The 23,527-nt window shown below is 40.3% G+C and carries 22 protein-coding genes; 13 read left to right on the top strand and 9 right to left on the bottom strand.

Translation table 11 applies throughout. The annotated features are described in order from the left end of the window. Nucleotides 1-4 precede the first annotated feature (4 nt). Nucleotides 5-1,573, bottom strand: a complete 1,569-nt coding sequence (gene ahpF / locus QQK05_RS05745; RefSeq protein WP_284296593.1) for an alkyl hydroperoxide reductase subunit F — start codon at nucleotides 1,571-1,573, stop codon at nucleotides 5-7. A 172-nt stretch (nucleotides 1,574-1,745) separates the two neighbouring features. Continuing rightward, nucleotides 1,746-2,315, bottom strand: a complete 570-nt coding sequence (gene ahpC / locus QQK05_RS05740; protein ID WP_284296592.1) for an alkyl hydroperoxide reductase subunit C — start codon at nucleotides 2,313-2,315, stop codon at nucleotides 1,746-1,748. A 207-nt stretch (nucleotides 2,316-2,522) separates the two neighbouring features. Here ahpC and QQK05_RS05735 point away from each other — a divergent pair, with 207 nt between their 5' ends. Together QQK05_RS05735 and QQK05_RS05730 are read left to right on the top strand one after the other, a co-directional pair. Beyond that, the gene (locus QQK05_RS05735; protein ID WP_284296591.1) at nucleotides 2,523-3,989 is read left to right on the top strand and encodes a methyl-accepting chemotaxis protein; all 1,467 of its coding nucleotides are present in this window, start codon (nucleotides 2,523-2,525) and stop codon (nucleotides 3,987-3,989) included. Further along, on the top strand, nucleotides 3,955-4,512 hold the full coding sequence (locus tag QQK05_RS05730) for a DUF6436 domain-containing protein (protein WP_284296589.1): 558 nt from the start codon (nucleotides 3,955-3,957) through the stop codon (nucleotides 4,510-4,512). Before QQK05_RS05735 ends, QQK05_RS05730 begins: the two co-directional genes overlap by 35 nt. On the opposite strand, the gene yegS is transcribed toward QQK05_RS05730, so the two are convergent. Further along, a complete protein-coding gene (gene yegS / locus QQK05_RS05725; RefSeq protein WP_284296588.1) occupies nucleotides 4,513-5,427 on the bottom strand; it encodes a lipid kinase YegS in 915 nt (304 codons plus the stop codon). A 154-nt stretch (nucleotides 5,428-5,581) separates the two neighbouring features. Between yegS and QQK05_RS05720 the strand changes: the two genes are divergently transcribed. From QQK05_RS05720 to QQK05_RS05690, 7 genes are all read left to right on the top strand, one after another. After that, complete coding sequence (locus QQK05_RS05720; RefSeq protein ID WP_284296587.1) at nucleotides 5,582-6,520, top strand: hypothetical protein; 939 nt, start codon at nucleotides 5,582-5,584, stop codon at nucleotides 6,518-6,520. A 356-nt stretch (nucleotides 6,521-6,876) separates the two neighbouring features. Beyond that, nucleotides 6,877-8,988, top strand: coding sequence for an ABC transporter permease subunit (locus QQK05_RS05715; RefSeq protein ID WP_284297187.1), 2,112 nt, complete (start codon nucleotides 6,877-6,879; stop codon nucleotides 8,986-8,988). Between the two features lie 23 nt (nucleotides 8,989-9,011). Continuing rightward, entirely contained in the window at nucleotides 9,012-10,652 is a 1,641-nt protein-coding gene (gene pstA, locus QQK05_RS05710; RefSeq protein ID WP_284297185.1) for a phosphate ABC transporter permease PstA, read from the top strand. A 68-nt stretch (nucleotides 10,653-10,720) separates the two neighbouring features. Then, nucleotides 10,721-11,545, top strand: a complete 825-nt coding sequence (pstB, locus tag QQK05_RS05705) for a phosphate ABC transporter ATP-binding protein PstB (RefSeq protein WP_284296586.1) — start codon at nucleotides 10,721-10,723, stop codon at nucleotides 11,543-11,545. 23 nt (nucleotides 11,546-11,568) lie between these two features. Then, nucleotides 11,569-12,270, top strand: a complete 702-nt coding sequence (phoU, locus tag QQK05_RS05700) for a phosphate signaling complex protein PhoU (RefSeq protein ID WP_284296585.1) — start codon at nucleotides 11,569-11,571, stop codon at nucleotides 12,268-12,270. 212 nt (nucleotides 12,271-12,482) lie between these two features. Beyond that, complete coding sequence (locus QQK05_RS05695) at nucleotides 12,483-13,163, top strand: TIGR00153 family protein (protein WP_284296584.1); 681 nt, start codon at nucleotides 12,483-12,485, stop codon at nucleotides 13,161-13,163. Nucleotides 13,164-13,171: 8 nt separating this feature from the next. Then, nucleotides 13,172-14,437 (top strand): inorganic phosphate transporter, encoded by a 1,266-nt coding sequence (locus QQK05_RS05690; protein WP_284296583.1) that lies wholly within the window; start codon nucleotides 13,172-13,174, stop codon nucleotides 14,435-14,437. Between the two features lie 68 nt (nucleotides 14,438-14,505). Here QQK05_RS05690 and QQK05_RS05685 read toward each other — a convergent pair whose 3' ends face one another. Further along, entirely contained in the window at nucleotides 14,506-14,787 is a 282-nt protein-coding gene (locus QQK05_RS05685; protein WP_284296582.1) for a peptidylprolyl isomerase, read from the bottom strand. A 189-nt stretch (nucleotides 14,788-14,976) separates the two neighbouring features. Here QQK05_RS05685 and QQK05_RS05680 point away from each other — a divergent pair, with 189 nt between their 5' ends. From QQK05_RS05680 to QQK05_RS05665, 4 genes are all read left to right on the top strand, one after another. After that, nucleotides 14,977-15,876 carry a hydrogen peroxide-inducible genes activator gene (locus QQK05_RS05680; protein WP_284296581.1) on the top strand — a complete coding sequence of 300 codons (900 nt, stop codon included), beginning with the start codon at nucleotides 14,977-14,979 and terminating at the stop codon, nucleotides 15,874-15,876. A 70-nt stretch (nucleotides 15,877-15,946) separates the two neighbouring features. Then, the gene (locus QQK05_RS05675) at nucleotides 15,947-16,501 is read left to right on the top strand and encodes an RNA polymerase sigma factor (protein WP_284296580.1); all 555 of its coding nucleotides are present in this window, start codon (nucleotides 15,947-15,949) and stop codon (nucleotides 16,499-16,501) included. Continuing rightward, the gene (locus QQK05_RS05670) at nucleotides 16,488-17,111 is read left to right on the top strand and encodes a hypothetical protein (protein WP_284296579.1); all 624 of its coding nucleotides are present in this window, start codon (nucleotides 16,488-16,490) and stop codon (nucleotides 17,109-17,111) included. Before QQK05_RS05675 ends, QQK05_RS05670 begins: the two co-directional genes overlap by 14 nt. Nucleotides 17,112-17,127: 16 nt before the next feature. After that, nucleotides 17,128-18,030, top strand: coding sequence for a hypothetical protein (locus QQK05_RS05665; RefSeq protein WP_284296578.1), 903 nt, complete (start codon nucleotides 17,128-17,130; stop codon nucleotides 18,028-18,030). Nucleotides 18,031-18,254: 224 nt separating this feature from the next. Here the strand turns inward: QQK05_RS05665 and QQK05_RS05660 are convergent, their stop codons facing one another. From QQK05_RS05660 to QQK05_RS05640, 5 genes are all read right to left on the bottom strand, one after another. Continuing rightward, on the bottom strand, nucleotides 18,255-18,677 hold the full coding sequence (locus tag QQK05_RS05660) for a hypothetical protein (RefSeq protein ID WP_284296577.1): 423 nt from the start codon (nucleotides 18,675-18,677) through the stop codon (nucleotides 18,255-18,257). 278 nt (nucleotides 18,678-18,955) lie between these two features. Next, entirely contained in the window at nucleotides 18,956-21,118 is a 2,163-nt protein-coding gene (locus QQK05_RS05655; RefSeq protein ID WP_284296576.1) for a malate synthase G, read from the bottom strand. A 369-nt stretch (nucleotides 21,119-21,487) separates the two neighbouring features. Next, nucleotides 21,488-22,183, bottom strand: a complete 696-nt coding sequence (locus tag QQK05_RS05650) for an LrgB family protein (protein ID WP_284296575.1) — start codon at nucleotides 22,181-22,183, stop codon at nucleotides 21,488-21,490. Beyond that, entirely contained in the window at nucleotides 22,176-22,577 is a 402-nt protein-coding gene (locus QQK05_RS05645; protein ID WP_284296574.1) for a CidA/LrgA family protein, read from the bottom strand. Before QQK05_RS05645 ends, QQK05_RS05650 begins: the two co-directional genes overlap by 8 nt. After that, entirely contained in the window at nucleotides 22,564-23,502 is a 939-nt protein-coding gene (locus tag QQK05_RS05640; RefSeq protein WP_284296573.1) for a LysR family transcriptional regulator, read from the bottom strand. The genes QQK05_RS05645 and QQK05_RS05640 overlap by 14 nt, the downstream gene beginning before the upstream one ends. Nucleotides 23,503-23,527 lie beyond the last annotated feature (25 nt).

Genomic DNA, 23,527 nt, shown 5'->3' with positions numbered 1-23,527 from the left:
TCGATTAAGCGACTTTTGCTTGTTCTTGCGTATCCGGCACTTGTCTAATTAAGTAATCGAATGCGCCTAAACTTGCGTTAGCACCATCACCCATCGCAATAATAATTTGCTTGTATGGTGAGTCGGTAACGTCTCCTGCCGCAAAAATACCTGAGATAGATGTGTTACCTTGTTTGTCTGTGATGATTTCGCCACGTTGAGTTAATTCAATCGTATCGGCTAACCACTCACTGTTTGGCACTAATCCGATTTGAACAAAAATGCCGGCAAGCTCAAGTTGGTGACTTTCATCCGTTAATCGGTCAGTGTATTGCAAGCCTGTGACTTTATTGCCATTGCCAACAACTTCTGTTGTTAGTGCATTTTTGATAATGGTGATGTTGCCCATTGATGCTGCTTTATCTTGTAAAACTTGGTCAGCTCGAAGTTTGCTGTCAAATTCAAGAACAGTTACATGTTCAACGATACCGGCTAAATCAATGGCTGCTTCAATACCTGAGTTACCGCCACCAATGACCGCTACTGGTTTGCCTTTAAATAAAGGACCATCACAGTGTGGGCAGTAGGCTACACCTTTACCACGGTATTCTTCTTCACCTGGGACATTCATTTGTCTCCAACGCGCACCCGTTGCCAAAATAACACTTTTACTTTGTAGTACGGCGCCATTTTCTAACGTGACATTAAATAGTTCATTTTGCTCGATATTTGTTGCTAAGTTGCCTGTCATAATATCGACATCATAATCTTTAACATGCTCTTCAAGGCTTGCGACAAGCTTTGGCCCTTCGGTCTTTTTCACTGAAATAAAATTTTCAATGCCGACAGTATCTAGTACTTGACCACCAAAGCGATCGGCAACAATACCTGTTTTTATACCTTTACGCGCAGAATAAATTGCTGCAGAAGCGCCTGCTGGCCCGCCGCCAACAACAAGCACGTCAAATGGTGATTTTTGATTTAAAGCTTCCGCTTGTTTTGCTGCGCTACCAGTATCAATTTTCTTTAACACATCAACTAGGCTAATACGGCCTTGAGAGAAACTTTCACCATTTAGGTACACGCTAGGTACCGCCATAATGTTTCGATCATTAACTTCTTGCTCAAACAACGCACCATCAATCATCGTGTGAGTAATATTTGGGTTAATCGCAGATAACATATTTAACGCTTGAACTACATCTGGACAGTTTTGGCAGCTCAATGAAACATAAGTTTCAAAGACAAACTCTCCGTCTAATTGCTTTATTTGCTCGATAACTTCTTCATCAAGTTTGATTGGGTGACCACCTGAGTGCAGAAGTGCTAAGACTAGCGACGTAAATTCATGCCCTAATGGGATACCTGCAAACGTCATCTTACTACCACTTTCACCGCTAATTGTAAGTGCTGGTGTACGTTCTTGAGTTTCGTAAGTTAAGTTAATAAGTGGTGACAATCCAGCAAGCGTAGTTGCTAAGTCGTCTAATTCTTTTGATTTATCACTGTCGTCGACTGAGACGCTAAGAGTGACTTGTTTTGTTAAGTTTGCTAAATAAGTTTTTAATTGTTCGATAAGTTGAGAATTTAACACAATAAGCTCCTCACGCCTCAAATTTGAGACATCTGTAAATAAGGTTAAAAAAGGCTTGATGGAAAGAAGGGAGGCACATCAAGCCTGGAAATAAAAACCAAGTTGTTGGGTAGCAATTATCGATGCACTGAATCTATGCTACTTGCCCAACTTGGTTGTTAGTTTTGAGCGATTAGATTTTGCCAACTAAATCTAAAGAAGGTGCTAAGGTTTCTTCACCTGGCGTCCATTTTGCTGGACATACTTCACCGTCGTGCTCTGCTACGTATTGTGCCGCTTGAATTTTACGTACTAATTCACTTGCGCTACGGCCAATACCTAAGTCGTGGATTTCACTCACTTTGATTTCGCCTTCTGGGTTAATGACGAAAGTACCGCGAAGTGCTAAACCGTCTTCTTCAATCATTACACCAAAATCACGAGTGATTTTACCTGTTGGGTCGCCAATCATTGGGAAGTTAATTTTACCAATTGTGTCTGACGTGTCGTGCCATGCTTTGTGTGTGAAGTGTGTGTCAGTTGATACTGAGTAAACTTCAACGCCCATCTCTTGTAATTGAGCGTAGTGATCAGCCATGTCACCTAACTCAGTTGGACAAACAAAAGTGAAGTCCGCTGGGTAGAACATAACAACTGCCCATTTACCTAATAAGTCTTGTTCCGAAACTTCAACGAAATCACCGTTGTGAAATGCCGTTGCGTTAAATGGTTTGATCTTTGTGTTAATTAATGAAGTAGTCATTCTATATCTCCAAATGTTTTTGTTTTTAAAACTGTGTTGTTGTTTACGGGATTAATAGTAGAGATATTTTTGTTATTGTTAAAATTGATTGTTTAGATTGTTGTAATCGTAATTTTAGATTAGATGGTGAAGTGGTGATGTCAAAGTTGGTTCAAATCATAAATTATGAGCTACGCTTAGTAGAGTAGGTTGAGAGGTGAAATAAAAATGAATAAAACCAATAAATTGTTTTTGTATCTACTTGTTGCAATGTTTGTTGAAGGCATCGGACTTGCGTATGTTTACGGGACATATACCGAAGCTTTTGTCATTGGGATACCAACGCTCGCTATTTCTGTGTACTTTTTACTACAAATGCCCAATGCGATGTTAACAAAACACGTGATTGGTTTATCTCTCTTAACATTTGCTTTTTTACATATTCATCAAATGAACGGCTTGATTGAAATGCATTTCGAGCTGTTTATTGTTTTAGCAATGCTTATTATGTACCGCGATTGGCGAGTGTATATATCATCTTTGGGGCTTATAGCCGTCCATCATGTTAGCTTTTATTTTATGCAGGTAGGTGGTACAGGCGTTTATGTATTTGAAGAACAACATTTGGCGTTTTCGACGGTAATTGTACATGCTGTTTATGCAACGGTTGAAGCGTGTATTGCTGGGTATATTGCTAAAACCATTTATGACGAGGGCTTAGTTGGTCAAGAGTTAAGTCGCGTTACAGAATCACTAACGAGTAATCCTGAATCCATTGATCTCAAACTTCGCGTGAAAGAGCGTGAGAGCGAGATTTTGGTTGGGTTCAATCGTTTCTTAAACTTAATGGATAAGGTTGTTGGAGAAGTGAAGCAACAATCGGAGCACTTAAAACAGTGTACATTAGGTCTCGTTGGTAATAAAAATGATCTTGAGCATTCAGCTCAGGCTAAAGAGGACGAAATTCACGCAATAGCTAGTTCAGCTGAGCAAATGGCCGTTACTGTTGCTTCTATCGCCCAAGATGCGGTTAACCTAAGCCAACAAATGGCCGAAGCAAATGAGTTTACGCAAGATAGTGCCAGCAACATGAGCTCCATGGTTGATATGAATAATCAGTTAATTGAGGCTCTCCAATCTACGAGTGGTGAAATTAGCGAACTGGCTAATTCAGTTGACAGTATCACACAGGTGTTATCTGAAATTACGAGTATTGCGGACCAGACCAATTTGCTTGCATTGAATGCAGCGATTGAAGCCGCAAGGGCAGGTGAGCAGGGTAGAGGTTTTGCGGTAGTTGCTGACGAGGTTCGGACGCTGGCTAATAGAACCAAAGAAAGCACAGATAAAATCAACGATACGCTTCAACTTCTTGTGACTTATTCAACAGGATCGACGAAATCAATGGAAGGCTGTATGGCCTCGGTTGACCGGATTAATGAAGCTACCGTCGATGCGAATCAAAAAATCGAACAAGCATCGGAGCTTGTTTCTATGTCTAATACCATTGCTACAAACGTTGCTACTGCGGTAGAAGAACAAGCAACTACAACGCAAGGGATAGCTCAAAGCAGTGAGAACTTACGGAAAACCATGCACAAAGACTTAGAAAAAGTCGCAAGCATGTCCGAGAGTACACAGTCTGTGGAGTCGTCTACTCATGCGTTGGTCAGCACAGTGGCAAACTTTAAATAGCGAACAACCGACAAAGCGCCATTATATTCTCGCATTATGTTGGTTAATGGGAGTGATGTTTTCTGGGTACTATTATAGTGCTCAGCGCTTGGTGGACTTTGATCCTAAAGAAAAGCTAACTCATGTCATCCCGGAAGAGCTTGGCAAGCAAATTTCAGCGTTACTTGAGGAGGAAGTTAGGAACTCGAAAGGTCGAGTCGTGCACTTTATCGACCAAGATTGCCGTTGCAATGTGTACAGCGAGCCCCATGTTGAAAAAGTCTCTGAACTAGCGAGTCAGGTCGATTTTGACGTCACAATGATCTCCAGTACCGATAAACTGCCTGATTTTATTACAGCGACACCAGCTACTTTGGTATTGGGTAAGAACAATGAGTTGGTTTACCTGGGGCCATACGCCCAAGGCGCATTTTGTAATGAAGCGACGGATGTCGTTGGTCTAGTGCTTGAAAATTATCAAAAAGGATTTAACGCGCAGCTCATTAACAACCAAGCGAAAGGGTGCTATTGCGTCCGGACTTGATTACTGGGCTTGCGGTTGATTGCATGTCAATAACGGACAATCATCTGGTAACACGAGATTAAGGGATTGCTGGTGTACTTCAAAGTCGATGTTGTTCGTTGTAATCGGTTCACCATCTAAATTAATTGGAATAGCCGCTTTGGACGTCCAACTTGCTTTGTTCACTTGGACTCGTTCAATAAACTTACCTGATACCATAGGATCACGGATTTCTGATAGTACCTGATGTAAGTCATCTTTGGTAAACTGGCTGAAAGAAACGATATCCATTAATCCATCATCAATACAAGCGATAGGTGCAAGGACTTGTCCTCCACCAGCTTGTCTACCGTTACATATAGCTGCGACAATGATATGACGGTTTGCGACTTGGTCCGGTAATGAAAAGGTGCCTTGAAAAGGTTCAAAGTTAAGCGCTTGGACAAGCCCTGAAATTGTATAGGCACCCCCGCCAAGAAAGTTTTTTAGTGCAACCGGTGTATTTGTTGTAACTTGGGCACCAAACCCGCAACTTGCAACATTGATAAAGTAGTCCTCACCAGCTTGAATACAGTCAACGGGATAGCTTTTCCCCTTTAAGGCTAGCATTAGCGCGTCGAATAGCGAGCTAGGCACATGGCAGGCGGTTGCGAAATCATTTGCGGTACCTAGTGGCAGTATGGCTAACTCGGGTTTAGTATCGGCAGAGCTTTTCATTAATGCATTCGTCAATTCATTAACGGTACCGTCGCCACCTGCTGCAACAATTCTTGTACATCCATCGTTGATGGCTTCTTTTACAAACCTCGCAGCATCTCCGCCTTCGAACGTTACTCTAATATCGATGTTGCCATGAGCACGCGCTGCGAAAATAGCCTCTCGCACTTCTTCAAGGATTGCTTTTTTACCATTGAGAATCACCCTAATTGCACTCATAGCTCGTCCTTATCGATGTTGCTCGGAATCATGTTATTTATTTGCAAATACCATTCACTAATTTATAACAGCTTAACTATAATTGTTACGATTTAAATGTGATGAATTGTTATCATAGCTAACAACTTCTGATTAAGTCTCATGAATGGCCAATATGAAAAAGCTCCATTGGGTAAACTTTTCTCTTGCGTTTGTTATGTCAATGATTAGCTGGCGAAGTGAAGCTGTCGGAGAGATGCTGATCAACAAAGTCATGCAAAGTGACTTTATCTTTGACCGTGGTATTTCTAACGTACCGTTTTTACCGATTGGGTACTTACAGTTCACAGACCAGCAAGATATTAAATTTTCAGAGCAGTGTGTCGTGGAAACCAACTGTCAATTTAATTACCAGTCGGTTCAGCAAGGCTTTGGCTTACCTGTATATATTGACAAAAAGTACATGATTATTTTGGGTGAAACACTTGAATCAAATCACATTGACTCTGCCTTTGGCGATTATCGCATTGATACGGTTGGTGTATTGGCAGCCTTTATCGCTCAACCAACGATCGAATGGCAAGTGGGCGCATTTTATTATGGATACAAGGGGATTGGTGGAAATCATGATTTTAATCAGCCGGAAGAGAGTATTGCGGGTGCCGTGGGGCGCTATCGTCACTCACCACACTTTCATAGCTACTGGGGGGCTGTAACGTATGACACAACCGAAACTCGTGTTGTTATGCCATACATTGGCTTCGATTGGCTAATAGATAAAGAGTGGAGCATTAGCGGCATTCTTCCATGGCCAGTAGTTTCATATGCGCCAAATAAAAATAATTTATTTAAATTGGGCGGTTTTGTTAATGGTGCTCAGTGGCAAATTCCAAACGAAAATAATATCTCTTCCAATGCGTTAGATGTAGATTTTGGTCAAGTTAACCTTGGTGCTGCTTATGAACGTCGTCTCCATAATAATTTCTGGGGGGAGTTCATGATAGGGCATAGTGGGTTTGGAGCGGCAAAGTTTAGCGATAATAGCCTATCGATAGATGCTGAAGTAGATGGTGCACCCTTTGTTCGCTTTTCGATATTTTACCGACCAGAATAAAAAATGTTGATTATTTAATAAGCCTTGCTAAAAAGTGCCTGATATCAAGCAATTATGGCGTAAAATTTAATTGTGACAATAGTATTACTTTATTTTTACAGTTGTAAGTTGTTGATTTGTAACTTCTAAAAAGTGATTTGTTTGTTTTTTGTACGTCAAAATGTTTCATTCTGTCACAAAACTGTCATATTTCTGTCTTATACTGCGCGCCAAGTTAAATTAGCCCAATTTTATAGGTTGTTTGAGTGACGACATTGTCGAAATCATCTGATTATCGTCAGGTGAAAAATAAGTTAGCTCAGTACTTCATCACGTTAGGTGGTGTCAGCGTACTGTTTACCTTGATTTTAATCTTTATGTACTTGCTTTATGTTATCAAGCCGATCTTTGAATCCGCTAACATAGAGTCTGTTTCTTCGGTCTCTTTATCGAATCAATCTCCAGCGGTAGTCGTTGGCATTGATGAGTTGAAAGAAGTGACTTACGAAATTACTGAGCAAGGCGAAGTAGTTTTCTATCAATTATCACCAAGTGCATTCCGTAATCAAGGGGATGTTATTGCGCGTCAAGGTTTAGTTGACGGTGCAAATGTTTCTTTGGTAGCTCACGGTAACACTGAACAAGTCGTGATCGTTGACTCAGAAAACCAAGTGAAGGTGGTACAAGCAAAATTCACTTCGAAATATCTACCTGAAGGACGTGATATCGCTCCTCGTATAGAATTTCCTCTTGGTGAAGCGAGCATTATAGTAGATGAAGAAGAAGAAACTTTATCTAAGTTAGCGTTTGCGATGAATGACGAAAAAGCGATTTTTGTTGCTGTCACAGAAGATGGTCGCCTTATTAAAACAACATTAGTTGCTGAAGACGACTTCAGCTATGACCCTGAGTTTGAAGCTGTATACCAAACGATTGAGACAAGCTTTACGCAAATCGATGACGTTGCCGTTACACCTGATTTAGCGATGGCGTTTGTTCGCAGCGGTAATGAAGTTGCGGTATACGAATTAGATGATGAATACTCAGTTATAGAAAAAGCAAAGTTTAAACCATTTGCTAATGCGGATTTGACGTCAATGGCGTTATTGTCAGGTGGCAGTTCAGTGCTATTTGGTTCAAGTAACGGTTTTGTAGGTCAGTGGTTTGAAGTGGCGACTGACAACGGTCGACAATTCCAAGAAATTCGTCAGTTTGAAGTTAGCGAAACTGAAGCAGTTGTTGGTATTCACACTGAACAATTCCGTAAGAGCTTTTATACGTTTACACCTAGTGGTGAAATGGGCGCATTCTACACGACATCTGAAGCCGATTTGTGGCGTGGTCAGCCATTGGCTGGTTTGCCTAAAGTATTTGCTATTGCGCCACGTGCAGATGGCCTAATGATGGTCGATGAAGGTAAAGCGAAGCTATTCTCAGTTCAAAACGAACACCCTGAAGTAACTTGGTCAGCATTGTGGCAGGAAGTTTGGTACGAAGGTTACCCTGAGCCAGACTACATTTGGCAATCTACGTCAGGTTCTGACGACTTTGAAGCTAAGTTCTCTTTAGTGCCAATTTCATTTGGCACAATGAAGGCAGCGTTATACGCAATGCTCTTTGCGGTACCAATTGCTTTAGCCGCCGCTATTTACACCGCTTACTTTATGCCTCCTGTGTTGCGTAAAAAAGTTAAGCCTACTATTGAATTGATGGAAGCATTACCTACGGTAATCTTAGGCTTCTTAGCTGGTCTTTGGTTGGCTCCAATTATTGAAGACTATTTACCTGCAGTTGCTTTATTATTAATTTTCTTGCCAGTAAGTACTATGGCTGCGGCATTTGCATGGCATAAATTGCCACGTGAATGGAAAGGCCGCTTGCCAGAAGCTTGGGCGCCAGTCATGTTACTCCCTATTATCCTCCTGGCGGGTATGGCTGCATTTGGTTTATCGCCAACGGTTGAAGAAGCTTATTTTGGTGGCGATATGCGTCAATTCATTACTAATGACTTAGGTATTGATTTTGACCAACGTAATGCATTAGTTGTTGGTATCGCGATGGGTTTCGCGGTTATTCCTACAATTTTCTCAATGGCTGAAGATGCAATCTTCTCTGTACCGAAACATTTAACTAGTGGTTCTTTAGCGTTAGGTGCAACTCAATGGCAAACGCTAGTTAAGGTTGTGTTGTTAACGGCAAGCCCAGGTATTTTCTCTGCTGTGATGATGGGCTTAGGTCGTGCGGTAGGTGAAACCATGATTGTATTAATGGCAACGGGTAATACACCGGTTGTTGACTGGAGCATTTTCCAAGGTATGCGTACTTTATCTGCGAATATCGCTGTTGAGATGCCTGAATCAGAAGTAGGTAGTTCACATTACCGTATCTTATTCTTAGCGGCATTTGTTTTATTCGTATTCACCTTTGTCTTTAACACTTTAGCTGAGTTTGTTCGTCAACGTCTCAGAGAAAAATATAGCTCGTTATAGAGAGTTGGTAAGGAAGTATTATTATCATGAATAATTGGTTTAGATCAGGCTCTCCATGGGTTTGGATGTCAGCTGCAGGTGTTACGATTAGTTTAATCTCTGTGGTTGGTCTACTACTATTGATTGCATCAAATGGCTTATCTTACTTTTGGCCATCGCAATTACATCAGTTCGATATGGCTGATACCTACGGAAAAGAGAGCCGTGTAATCGGTGAAATTTACGATCGCGAACGTATTCCGGTGAAGCAGTTAAGCAATATCGATTTTGATATTGACCCTAATCAAGAAACGGTAGAGCGTTTGTTAATTAAAACGGGTAACCGTGAGTTAGTGAGCTTAGATTTCCGTTGGATTTTAGTACCACATGTAACTAAGCAATCTCAGCCTGAAGAATTAGTGGTTATTGAACGTCGTTCAAACGGCAACTTCTACGGCTATATTGAACAAGTTGTCTTAGATGGTAAGCCTGTAGATATCTCAAAACTTGATGAGTTACTCGAGCGAGTAAATGATTTCCAAGACGAGATCAGTGACTTGCAGAAAACTGACATCGGTGCGATCAACTACCAACTTGAACGCTTACGCCTTAAAACGCGTAAACATGAGCTAGAAGAGACGTTAACTGAAGAAGTTAAAGCTGATATCGCTGCGCAAGAAAAAGCGTTAAAAGATGAATATGTTGGCCTAGAAGCAAACTTAATGGCATTACGTGACAAAGTGTCTCGTGACAAGCTTATGGTTCGCTCAATGGGTGGTGAACTTGATGAGATTAGTTTTGAGAACATTTTAAACGTTACATACAACAATAAATTAGGCTTTGGCAGTAAGGTAGCAACCTTCTTAGGTAATATTGCTGGCTTTATCGGTGATGAACCACGTGAAGCAAACACTGAAGGTGGTGTATTCCCTGCGATATTCGGTACTGTGTTAATGGTATTGTTGATGACGGTTATCGTCTCACCATTTGGTGTTATTGCAGCAATCTATTTACATGAGTATGCAGGAAAAAATGCCTTAACTAAATTGTTACGTATCGCGGTTATTAACTTAGCGGGTGTACCTTCAATTGTATATGGTGTATTTGGTTTAGGTTTCTTCGTTTACATGGTTGGTGGTAGCCTTGATCAATTGTTCTATCCTGAAACATTGCCAAGCCCGACATTTGGTACTCCTGGCGTTTTATGGTCAGCGATTACATTAGCAATCTTGACACTACCAGTTGTTATCGTATCAACAGAAGAAGGTTTAGCGCGTATTCCAGCGTCGATGCGCCACGGTTCACTTGCTTTGGGGGCAACTAAAGCTGAAACGTTATGGCGTATAATTTTACCAATCGCAAGTCCTGCTATTATGACAGGTATTATCTTAGCGATTGCTCGTGCGGCGGGTGAAGTAGCCCCATTAATGCTAGTTGGTGTAGTAAAGATGGCTCCAACATTACCATTAGATGGAAACTTCCCGTTCTTACACTTAGATAGAAAGTTCATGCATTTAGGTTTCCACATCTACGATGTTGGCTTCCAAAGCCCGAACGTTGAAGCAGCTCGTCCATTAGTTTACGCAACGGCGTTACTACTTGTGACAATCATTGTTGCCTTAAATATGACAGCGGTTTCAATTCGTAACCGTTTAAGAGAAAAATACCGCGCACTAGAGCACTAAGGCGCTAGTGACAACAGTTTAAATTGCAAAGCTCACGCCTAGCGTGAGCGCAAAAAGAAAGAGTTATTATGATTTCAGTAAATCCAGATTTAATTGCAAACGAACAAGATAAGTTAGATTTAAATAACCTATCAGATGAGCAAAAGGCCTTAGACATTAAGAACTTGAACCTTTACTACGGTGAGAAGCAAGCACTTAATAACATCTCTATGGCGATTCCAAAGGGCCAAGTAACGGCGTTTATCGGCCCAAGTGGTTGTGGTAAGTCAACATTACTACGTTGTATTAACCGAATGAACGATTTAGTTGATACTTGTCGTATCGAAGGTGAAATTAACTTACACGGTGAAAACATCTATAATAAACATGTAGATGTTGCAATGTTGCGCCGTAAAGTAGGTATGGTATTCCAACGTCCTAACCCATTCCCTAAGAGTATTTATGAGAATGTGGTATACGGCCTTCGTATCATGGGTGAAAACAACCGTCGCGTATTGGACGAGGCGTGTGAGCGCTCATTGCGAAGCGCTGCGTTATGGAATGAAGTTAAAGACCGTTTACATGATAGCGCATTAGGTTTGTCTGGTGGTCAGCAGCAACGTCTCGTTATCGCTCGTGCAATTGCGATTCAGCCTGAAGTATTACTTCTTGATGAACCAACATCAGCACTTGACCCAATCTCGACTTTAACGATTGAAGAATTGATTAACGACCTTAAGAAAGAATTTACGGTAGTTATCGTTACTCATAACATGCAACAGGCGGCTCGTGTATCGGACCAAACAGCTTTCATGTACATGGGTGACTTAATTGAGTATAGCGACACGAATACGCTATTTACCACGCCTTCTAAGAAGAAAACAGAAGACTACATCACTGGTCGTTACGGTTAATAGGAGTTAACAAGATGGTACCTATGGATAATTTGAATATTGGCCGCCATATTTCAGGTCAATTTAACGAAGATTTAGAAAACGTTATTAACCACGTAATGCACATGGGTGGTTTAGTTGAAAAACAACTAGGCGACTCGTTAAAAGCTGTGTATGAGAATGATCGTGAGCTAGCGCAAAAAGTGCTTTCAAGTGATTACAAAATCAATAATTTAGAAGTAAGTATTGATGATGAGTGCACGCGTATTATTGCTAAACGTCAGCCAGCAGCGGGTGACTTACGCTTGATTATGGCAATTATCAAAACGATTGCTGACTTAGAGCGTATTGGTGATGAAGCGGAAAAGATAGCTCAAGTAGCGCTTGAAAGCTTTGATAGTAAACAGCAAGATTTATTAATGAACTTGGACAACCTAGGTCGTTCAGTATTGTCATTGTTACAAGATACACTTGATGCGTTTACTCGTATGGACGTTGATGCAGCAGTTCAAGTCCATAAAGCGGACAAAAATATTGACCGTAACTATGATGCATTAATGCGCCAATTAATGACATACATGATGGAAGACCCGCGTTCAATTCCATCGGTAATGACAGCGATGTGGGCAGCACGTTCAATCGAACGTATCGGTGACCGATGCCAAAACATCTGTGAATACATCATTTATTTTGTAAAAGGTAAAGTTGTTCGTCACACAAATGCCGACGATATGTCAAAAATTTAATCCGATAATTTAGTTGATATATTTTTAGACACCATAGTATGTAAATATGCTGTTGCATTTTTACGACTATGGTGTTTTATTTGTTAGTTGAAAAAGTAATCAACAAAATGTGATCTTAATGTGGTTTAACGTGATTTTAGCTTGCAACAGTGCTCAGATCAGGTAATATCCGCGCCGAAGAAAAACGAAGACATTTGTCTATAGGAAACTCTATGTCTGGAAATTCAATCCTTGGTGTATTTGCAAAATCACCAATAAAACCGTTAGAGAAGCACATTCGTGTGGCTACAAAGTGTGGTCGTCGATTAGTGCCATTTTTTGCCGCTGCTTCAGCGCAAGATTGGGACCTAGCAGAAAAGGAAAGAGCGGAAATTTCTAAATTAGAAAAAGAAGCAGACGCTATTAAGCGCCAAATTCGATTAGATTTACCTGGTGGTTTATTCATGCCGGTAGATCGTGCTGACTTATTAGAGCTATTAACACAACAAGATAAAATTGCTAACCGAGCAAAAGATATCGCTGGTCGTGTTGTAGGTCGTAAGTTAGACGTTCCAGAAGGATTAAAAGTAAAATTCAATGCTTACTTAGGTCGTTGCTTAGACGCAACTGAGAAAGCAGCTGATGCAATCAATGAGTTAGACGACTTACTTGAAACGGGCTTCAAAGGCCGTGAAGTTGAAATCGTTAACAACATGATTCAGCAACTTGACTTAATTGAAGATGATACAGATACAATGCAAATTGAGTTACGTGCTGATTTATTAGCAATTGAAAAAGATTTAAACCCGGTTGATGTGATGTTCATTTATCAAATCATCGAGTGGGTAGGTGATCTTGCAGATCTAGCTGAGCGTGTAGGTGCTCGACTAGAAATCATGCTAGCTAGAAAATAGGTTAATCAATGGAAATTTTAGTAAATTACGGTGACACGCTTGTCATCCTTGCTGCCCTCGTCGGCTTTTTTATGGCATGGGGTATTGGTGCCAACGACGTAGCAAACGCTATGGGTACTTCAGTGGGCTCTAAAGCCTTAACAATTAAACAAGCAATTATTATTGCAATGATCTTTGAGTTTGCTGGTGCATACTTAGCGGGCGGTGAGGTAACGTCTACCATTCGTAAAGGTATTATCGACGCAAGCTATTTTGCAGACATTCCTGAGCAGTTAGTGTTTGGTATGATTTCGGCACTATTTGCCGCTGCGACATGGTTATTAATCGCTTCTGCATTGGGTTGGCCAGTATCTACTACTCACTCTATCGTTGGTGCTATTATTGGCTTCGCAGCAATCGGTGTAAGCACTGATACCGTTGCATGGGGTAAAGTTGGTGGCATCGTAGGTAGCTGGGTTGTTACGCCGTTAATCTCGGGTATTATCGCATTTCTTATTTTCAACAGTGCTCAAAAGTTAATTTTTGATACTGAGAATCCTTATAAACAAGCGCGTCGTTATGTTCCTATTTACATGTTTATGGCGGGTTTTGTTTTATCACTTGTTACGATCAAAAAAGGTTTAAAGCACATCGGTTTAGAGATGGGCACAATGGAAGGTTACATCTGGGCTGTTGCTGTTGCATTGCTTGTAGCATTCATTGGTAAATTGTTCATCGCTCGTATCAAATTTGATGAATCAGCTGAAAAGAAACACCACTACGCAAACGTTGAAAAAGTATTTGCTGTATTAATGGTTGTGACGGCATGTTGTATGGCATTTGCTCACGGTTCAAATGACGTGGCTAACGCAATTGGTCCATTAGCTGCGGTAGAAGGCATTGTATCTAACAACGGTGAAATTGCTAAGAAAACAGCGTTAGCATGGTGGATTCTACCATTAGGTGGCTTAGGTATTGTTGCGGGTCTAGCATTGTTTGGCCATCGTGTAATGGAAACTATTGGTAAAGGTATTACGCACTTAACACCAAGCCGTGGTTTCGCTGCTGAGTTAGCTGCAGCATGTACAGTTGTTATTGCATCAGGTACTGGTTTACCTATTTCGACAACTCAAACGTTAGTTGGTGCGGTATTAGGTGTTGGTATGGCACGCGGTATTGCTGCAATCAATATCGGTGTGGTACGTAACATTGTTGTGTCGTGGGTAATTACATTACCAGCCGGTGCAGGTATGTCGATTATCTTCTTCTGGATGCTTAACGCTTACTTTGCGTAAAATCTAGAAAATTGTAGACAACAAAAAAGCCAATCAAATGATTGGCTTTTTTATATCTGCGAGATAAGTTATTCGCTGCGTGCTGTCACTTCAATTAGGTGATAACCAAATTGCGTTTTAACAGGACCTTGAACCTGGTTTAGCGGGCTACTAAACACGACATCCTCAAACTCTTTAACCATTTGACCTTTGCCGAACGAACCCAACGCGCCACCTTGCATTTTTGACGGGCAAAGCGAGTGCTCTTTTGCCACTTCTGCGAAATCTTTGCCGTTCTCGATACTGGTTTTTAATTCATGACACAGCGCTTCTGTGTCTACTAATATGTGTCTTGCTGATGCTCTGATCATCTTCTCTACCTACTACTTAATTGGTATAGCCAATAGTAGAATATACAAAAGGTTTTTACCTGTTTTCAACCTAAATTTATCAATAATTATAATTATTCTTATCTAGTTTATTCACTTTCTAATCTATTGTTATTTATAGTATTAATCTATAATTGATTTATTCTTCGTTTTTGATTGGTTTATTAGATTATGGAATTACCTAGCTTAAAACATTTATCTTATTTGGTTGCATTGCATCAACACCAGCATTTCCATCGTGCGGCTAAAGCCTGCTTTATCAGTCAATCGACGCTCAGTAGTGCCATCTTAAAGTTGGAAGAGCAGCTAAATTGTCAATTACTTGAGCGTGACCATAAAACCTTTAGCTTTACGGTGACAGGTGAAGAGGTTGTTAATAAAGCGCAGCAACTAATTGTGCAAGCAACAGAGCTTAAACAGTTTGCACAGTATCAAGGACAAATAGGTTGCGGTTCGGTGACAATAGGTTGCATTCCGACGGTAGCGCCTTATTTATTAAGTAGCGTCAGTCAGGCCTGTCAGCTCGAGTTACCTGATTTAGAGTTGTTCTTTATTGAAGACACAACTGAAAACCTACTATTAAAGCTTGCCGATGGAAGTATTGATATTGCGTTACTTGCATTACCCGTTGATGGCCATAACTTCCGGACAAAATTATTAGGGCAAGATCCGTTCTATATAGCAGGTGAGCAACATCTTGTAGAGCACTTCCTTCATACGCAAGATTATCAGCAAGTACCAGAAGCCAGCGTATTTTTGTTAAGCAAAGAGCATTGCTTAACAGAGCATGCTTTGTCGGCTTGTCGATTAGGTGATCAAAGCCGTATCCATAAGTTCTCGTCTTCGAGTTTAGCAACTTTGGTGGAAATGACCGCTTTTCATCAAGGGTTTACGTTCTTACCTAAAATGGCTGTCGACCAAGGAGTAGGTGCAAAACAAGGCTTGACGATAAAAGCACTGCCGGATGACATGTATCGCGATATCGGCATGCTTTGGCGAGATACATCTTTAAGAACATCAACGTATCTCAAACTGGGTGAAGTGGTTAGTGATTGCTTAAATAAAAAATAATTTGAAAAAATTCAAACTTTTTATGAAGTCAGTACAACTTGTTAATTAAAGCAATAAAAAAGGAATGTTCGTGTTTGAGCGAAGCGATGACACATTAATAAAGCAGGCATTAAAGGGCAGGCAAGGGGCATGGGACAAACTCGTCACACGCTATCAAAAGCCTATCTATCATTACGCCTTGCGAATGGTGAGTAATCAAGACGATGCACTGGATTTAATGCAGGACATATTTATCTCGGTTTATCGTAATTTAGCGAGTTTTCGAGGGGAAAGCCCGTTCAAAGGCTGGTTGTTTAAGATAGCTCATTATCGGTGTATTGAATTTTATCGGAAAAAGAAACCAACACTTTCTTTGGACGAAGCGCCTAACTTGGATGATCGAGACGATGGTCATTGCTCCGTGCAAGTGATGTACGACAATCAGCAAGCACAGATGCTTTATCAGGCTATGCAAAGCCTACCTGTAAACCAAAAACTCGTTATTGAAATGAAGTTTTTTCAACAGTTTACATTTGATGAAATTGCCCAACAACTTGGGGTTTCAACAAATACGATTAAATCGAGAGCCTATAGTGCGCTCGATAAGTTAAAGATTACATTAGAGGTCGATTATGAAGCAGGATAATCCAGACATCAAAAATAGTCATCTAGAGTGCGATAAAAGTAGTGAAGATTGGCATGAGTCGCGTCATCAAACAGCTCAGTATCTCTCTGATATGAAAGATGATATGAACGTGCTTGAGGTGCCTAAATGGGATCGTCAGGCGATGTTCAATGCAACAACTGCGAACCCAAAAACCGCTTTTACTTTGTTGCCATGGCTCTCAATGACATGCTCTATCTTTGCGGTTTGTTTAGTGCTCTTTAATGTGCAAATACAACAAACGGAGACTGGTGTGTCGATAGCGTTTAATAACACTCCATCGAAAGCTATGAGCCAAGTAGAAGTCGATGCTGCAGTTGCAGAAGGTATAAAGCAATACGAACAAGAAAATGAATTAAAGATGGCGCAGTTGGTTATGCAGCTACAAGAACAGCAAAATCAGAGCAATTTAAAGCTTGCTAACTACTTGCTGGATAGTGCTAGAAAAGAACGTAAACAAGATATTAGCGATGTCTTTTTACACTTCACAGATCAAATGGCTGAACAACAAAGCCGTCACAATATTCAATACAAACAGCTAGAGCAAGCTGTTAAATATCAAAAAACTAATTTATACGATTCAAGTTTATAGTGTATAGGAGAAAGTCATGAATAAGTTCGTCACATTATTTGCAGGGTTAGCCGTTGCAACATCAAGCTACGCAAACGTAGACATGAATGATATGCACAAACAACTTAATATTATGAATAGCATTTTTAAAACTTCTTTGAATGAAGTTGGTAAAGAATCTGGCAATCGAGTAGGCAGAATAGATAGCTTGTATTTGCAAGGCCAAGGCGTTGTTTTTACCTTGCAATCAGGTGGTAGTTTTACCCATTGGAGTGGCGATGATTTTACGTTTGTTTCGGTCCCTCCGGCACCACCAGCGCCACATATCGACCATAACATTGTGATTGACGATAGTGTTGAAGAGATCGTCATACGTACCATGGAAGCCACTGGTCATGAATATGAGCGTGCCATCGAAACAATGGAGCACGTGCGTGAAGTCACGCGCCAATTGCGAGAAGAACAACGCGATGTAGCTTACGATCTGCGTGATGTTGAACGTGAGTTACGTGATAAAAAATACCAAGAAAAACATATCAGCAAAGACAAAGATGCCCTCAAAGAGCTAAAAAATGAGATTAAGGCGTTAGAAAAAGAGAAGAAAGCCTTGGTTGAACAGCGCAAAGAGCTGTCAGAAAAAAGCAGAAAGCAGCAAAAGGAGCGCTTAGCTAAAAAAGCAAAACAGCAAGAATTACGCGCGAAGTATAACCAAGCGTTGCATGCACAGTTCAGTGATACGCTTTGTTCATATGGCAATAGTTTAAAAGCGCTACCTAAAGATGAAAAAGTAAGCCTTGTGATCAAACGTGGTGGCGAGCAAGTCGACAAAAGAACACTTGATAAGGTCATTATATTTGATAAATCAGACGTGCTTAATTGTGTTATCGATAAAATCTCATCGAAAGAGCTGTTAACTAAGGCGACACAATACAGCTTTTAGCACCGCAACTTTATTACTCCACTTGAGCCGGTTTCCTTAATAGGAAGTCGGCTTTTTTTATCAAAACTTCATTGATTAAATAAAGATTGGATAGTGCTAACCACCTGCTACCAGAACAAGAACAGTAGACATTTTAGTTATAGGGTAGTTGTTCTTTAGCCACAAGATATTATCAATAACACACGACAAATTGTTTTCAGACGGCGTCTGACTTGTCGGTAACACTATGCGCAAGTGCTAAAAGATGTTTTTGATGCTGACGATCTAGGCTTTTTTGACTCTTGTTTGTTCTCAGGTTGCTCTTCTTGAGAGAACCAAGAAAAAATCATCTGTAGGTTGTCATTAAAGCGAGTGAAAAACTTAAAGATTTCACCGCCATTACGTCGTATCATTGTTTTTGCTGGTATTGCTTCTTGATTTGCACTCGCTAACAGGCTGAACGTTTTGGTTTGGTTCTGTGCAAGTCGTTGCAATGTTACTTGTTTTGTTATCGGTGCAGGTTTAAGTGAACCAATATTGACTTTTTGGTCTTGAATTTGGTTGAGGTATGTTACGTCTTGAGCAGCTGTTGCGTTTACAGAAAGGCTTGCCGTAAACGACAAAGAAAAAATGAAAACTGCAGGAATGAACTTGTTAAACTTATTCATAATTTGCTCCAAGACAATTTATTGATTAAACAGTGTACAAACGTAGTGTTACGAAATTGTTAAATCACTGAGTTTAATATAGAGGGCTTTGTTCACTTCGACTACCTCATTGGGATAAAGTGCCGTCAATTTGAGACTAAATGCAAAAAAATGTTTCAAACCCTATGTGATTATTAATTTTACACAGATACGCTATCAGTTGGAGCGACTTTACGTATCTTTACGCTTGGAAAAAAGCCATTGTATTCTCTTAACTACAATGGCTTTACGCAGGTTTTCTAATTCGCCTTCTTTTCTTGTCTGAAGGCATGCAGTAATGGTTCTGTATACCCGCTAGGCTGCGTTTTACCTTCGAAAATTAGTGCACTTGCTGCCTTAAACGCAATATTTGTTTCAAAGTTATTCGCCATTGGCTGATAAAGTGGGTCGTGCTTGTTTTGCTCATCAACAACCCGAGCCATTTTTTCCAAACTTTTCTGTACTTGGGCTTTGGTGCAAATATTATGTGCTAACCAGTTTGCAATATGTTGGCTTGATATTCTTAATGTCGCTCTGTCTTCCATTAAACCAATGTTATTGATATCTGGAACTTTAGAACAACCAACACCTTGGTCTATCCAACGTACAACATAACCAAGAATTCCCTGAGCGTTATTATCAAGTTCGCTCTCTATCTCTTTTGTATCCCAACTGATGTTATCAGCTAATGGAATATTTAACATGTCGTCAGGATTTATTGGTGAACGTATTAATAGTGTTTTTTGTTGTTGTGCCACATTAATTTGATGGTAGTGCAACGCGTGTAGTGTTGCAGCAGTAGGGGAAGGCACCCATGCGGTATTTGCACCTGACTGTGGATGACCAATTTTTGTTTCCATCATCGTTGCCATATCGTCGGGCACTGGCCACATACCTTTACCTATCTGTGCTTTTTGGCTAAAGCCACAAGCTAAACCAATATCAACATTGTTCTGCTCATAGGCACCAATCCATTTGGTTAGCTTAATGTCATTTTTCTTCGTCATAGGGCCGGCTAACATCGATGTATGAATCTCATCACCAGTTCTATCTAGGAATCCCGTGTTAATAAATACAACGCGTTCCTTGGCCTGATAAATACACTGCTTGAGGTTGACGCTAGTGCGACGCTCTTCATCCATTATGCCCATTTTTATCGTGTGACGCTCTAAACCTAATACGTCTTCAACCGCGTTAAACAATCGGTTTGCGAAACTGACTTCATCAGGCCCATGCATTTTAGGTTTTACAATGTAGATTGAACCCGTTGAAGAGTTTTTAACTTTGCTCTCACCTTGTAAATCATGCATTGCGATTAGTGAAGTGATAAAGCCATCCATAATGCCTTCAAACACTTCATCGCCGTTTCCGTCAACGATCGCTGGATTTGTCATTAAATGGCCAACGTTACGAACGAACATTAAGCTACGACCGCTCAATGATGATAACTCGCCATTGATATTGAAGTAACTTTTGTCGTTATTCATTGCACGGGTGAACGTTTTGCCATTTTTGCTTACTGATTCAGTTAGGTTGCCTTTCATCAGGCCTAACCAGTTTTTGTAGGCTATGACCTTATCTTCGGCGTCAACAGCTGCAACTGAGTCCTCACAATCCATGATTGTTGTCAGTGCAGACTCTAATAGAATATCGCTCACGCTTGCATTGTCTGCATCACCAATAGGCGATGTATCATTGAAACACACTTCAATGTGCAATCCATTACTGCTAAATACTAACGACTCAGGATTAGCTTTGTCGCCGGTATAACCAAGCCATTGGGTTTGATCTGCAAGCAGTGTTTGCTCGCCATTTGCCTGACTGATTAATAATTGATTTTCTTCTATCCTATATTGAGTAACCGTTTCGTGATTTCCATTAACAAGTGGTAACGCATCGTTAAGCCATTGTTTGGCGTATGCGATAACTTTTTGGCCTCGAGCTGGATTGTATTTTCCTGCTTTTTCTGCGCCATCTTCTTCACCGATGATATTGCTGCCATAAAGTGCATCGTAAAGACTTCCCCATCGAGCATTTACGGCGTTTAAGGCAAATCTTGCGTTCATGATTGGTACAACTAACTGAGGGCCTGCAAGTTGTGCTATTTCTTTGTCTACCTTTGTTGTTGAGATAGTGAAATCTTCAACATCTGGTGTTAAGTAACCAATTTCTTGCAGGAACGTCTTATATTTTGCCAAATCAAAAGTAGGGTTATCTTGATGCCATGAATCGATTTTGGTTTGTAAATCTTCGCGAATGTTTAGTAACGCTCTATTGTCGCGAGATAACTTGTCATTAACTAGAGAAAAACCTTGCCAAAATGTATCTACCGAAATAGGTAAACCAGGTAATACTTCTTGTTCAATAAATTCAAACAATGCGGTATCAACGGAAAGATTAGCGATTGAAGTACGAGAAGACATAACTACCTCTGAAAAATTTCATTTTGACTTTCAAACATGTAGTGAATGTAAGAGGAATATGGTGTTGGCGCAAGAGGGCGAAAATTACATTCTTCAAAATAACTATAACCACCATTCGTCATACAATATTATTGATGGTGTGTAACTCATTGTTTTTAATATTTTTTATGTGGTTGTTTTATTTCTTGTTATCCTATTAAAGTAAAGTTATTACTCTAAATGATACTTGTTATAACATTCGTGAATGCCTTGGTTGTTTGTTATCTGTTTTATTTATTGTTGGTGGTGTAAGGTCGACAGACAACAAATTGATATAGAGGTACCCATAAATGAAGTTTATAGTGGGGGTGGAGAAAATACGCTCGTGTTTTATGGCTGAAATAAAGGAATTAATAATGGACTTAAGAGGGCGGTAATAACGGCGGATATAACGATAGCAAGTGAACCATAAGCACCATGTTGATAGCTTGTCCCACTAATTGTTGCTGTACCAAGCGCGTGGCTTGCACAGCCAATCGCTAAACCTTGAGCTTGAGGGTGATTAACATTAAATAGTCTTAACAAAGGAATGCCCCATACTGCACCTATAAGACCAGCAATGATGATTGAGACAGCTGTAATAGCAGCAATACCTCCAAGCTGTTCTGTTAATGCTAATCCTATTGGTGTAGTTACTGATTTCAAAGACATAGAGACGGCGATGTCATACCGGTTCAATATCATGATTGTAATGGCCATATTAACGATGATTAGCAGGCTGATGCTACTGGTTAACACGAGAAAAATTTCTTTCAAATGTCCCTTAATGCTGTGGATTTGTTGGTATAGTACAAAGCCAAGTGCAACGATGGCCGGCTCTAAAAGTTGGGTAAAAATTTTCGTGTCTTGATAGTATGTTTGATAACTGATGTTATTGGCTTCTAGTAATGGAATAAGGACGATTAAGCTCATCATCATCGGATTCAACCAAATAAGCTTAAGCTTATTTTGAATGGCTGCGAATACCTGGTAAACAATGATCGTCAATAAAATATAAAACAAAAATGTGAATGGATGATCAAGCATCTTTATTTGCCTTTGCTGTTTTAGATTCCGCTTGGATATGACGATTCAAACATTTTTGGTACATCAAGCCAGAGATAATAAGAAGTATTGTCGTTGAGATAATCACGAGTATAGTAATTAATACTCCGAATTCAGCAATCAACGCTTTATGCTCCATAATGCCAACACCGGCTGGCACGAAACATACCCCCATGTGTTTAATAATCCAATCAATACTGTTTTTTAACCGGCCTGAATTGATAATCTCTGCTTGCAGGCCAAAGGTGAGTATAAGCATGCCGTACAGGGCTGCTGGCAAGAAGTCTACGAAAGCATTAACGCCATAGCCCAGTGCTAAGCAACTACAAATCATTACTGCACTGTAGCCATGGGAAAAAATACTAGCTTTGTTCATTCGCAGCTTCCATCACTAAATGTCTAAACCATATATGGCTAGCATCATGATGTAATAAAGGGCTCCAAATCATCTTCAATTCAATATCTGGGATATCAAATGGTGGCTTGACTACGGTGTAGTTAGGGTCGTCCTTATGAAGCATCGCCGCCTTTGTTGGTAGTGTTGCAACAAGTTCATCCTCATAAGCTAACTGCATTGCAACATGGTAATTGCGGCTGAATACTTTAATGTCACGCTTTTTGCCTAGTCTTGCCAAAGCTTCATCAACCCAACCAAGCTTTTGGACATCTTTCGGGTCCATACCAACGCCCACACCAAAACCAGTTTTTGATACCCAAACATGCTTCGCACTGAGATAAGTATTCAAGTTAAATTTAGAAACGACAGGGTTGTCTGCACTTAATAAACAAGAGAATGTGTCTCGCCAGATAGTTTTCTGGTGGAAAGATTGAGGTAACTCATCAAAGCGGTTGATCGCCATGTCAATCTTGCCCGCTTCCACATCATGAAAGGTAACATCGCTCGGTGTCATAATATCAATCGTGATATTTGGTGCCTTTTGGTTAATCTTTCTTAACAACGAAGGTAGTAGTGTCGATGCCGCGTAATCACTAGCCATAATGCGAAATACACGCTGTGAATGCTGTTCGTTAAACTCCTCTTCTCCTTGAAGTGCTTCCTCTAATTCGAGCAATATCTTCCTAATTGCTGGCGCTAGTGCTCTTGCTCGCTCTGTTGGAACCATGCCATCCGAGGTACGCACCAAGATTGGATCATTGAATAAATTTCTTAATCTTTTCAATCCATTACTCATTGCGGGTTGGGTAATGTTGAGCTGGCTTGCAGCTTTTGTAACATTCTTTTCTCTCAACAAAACATCTAGGTAGATCAGTAGGTTTAAGTCAATCTTTGATATATTCATAATATAAATGGCTTTGTAATAATTA

Source organism: Thalassotalea loyana (genome assembly GCF_030161435.1).
GTDB lineage: Bacteria > Pseudomonadota > Gammaproteobacteria > Enterobacterales > Alteromonadaceae > Thalassotalea_G > Thalassotalea_G loyana.
The sequence above is the reverse complement of the archived record's forward strand: the minus strand, read 5'-3'. Positions and strand labels throughout refer to the sequence as shown.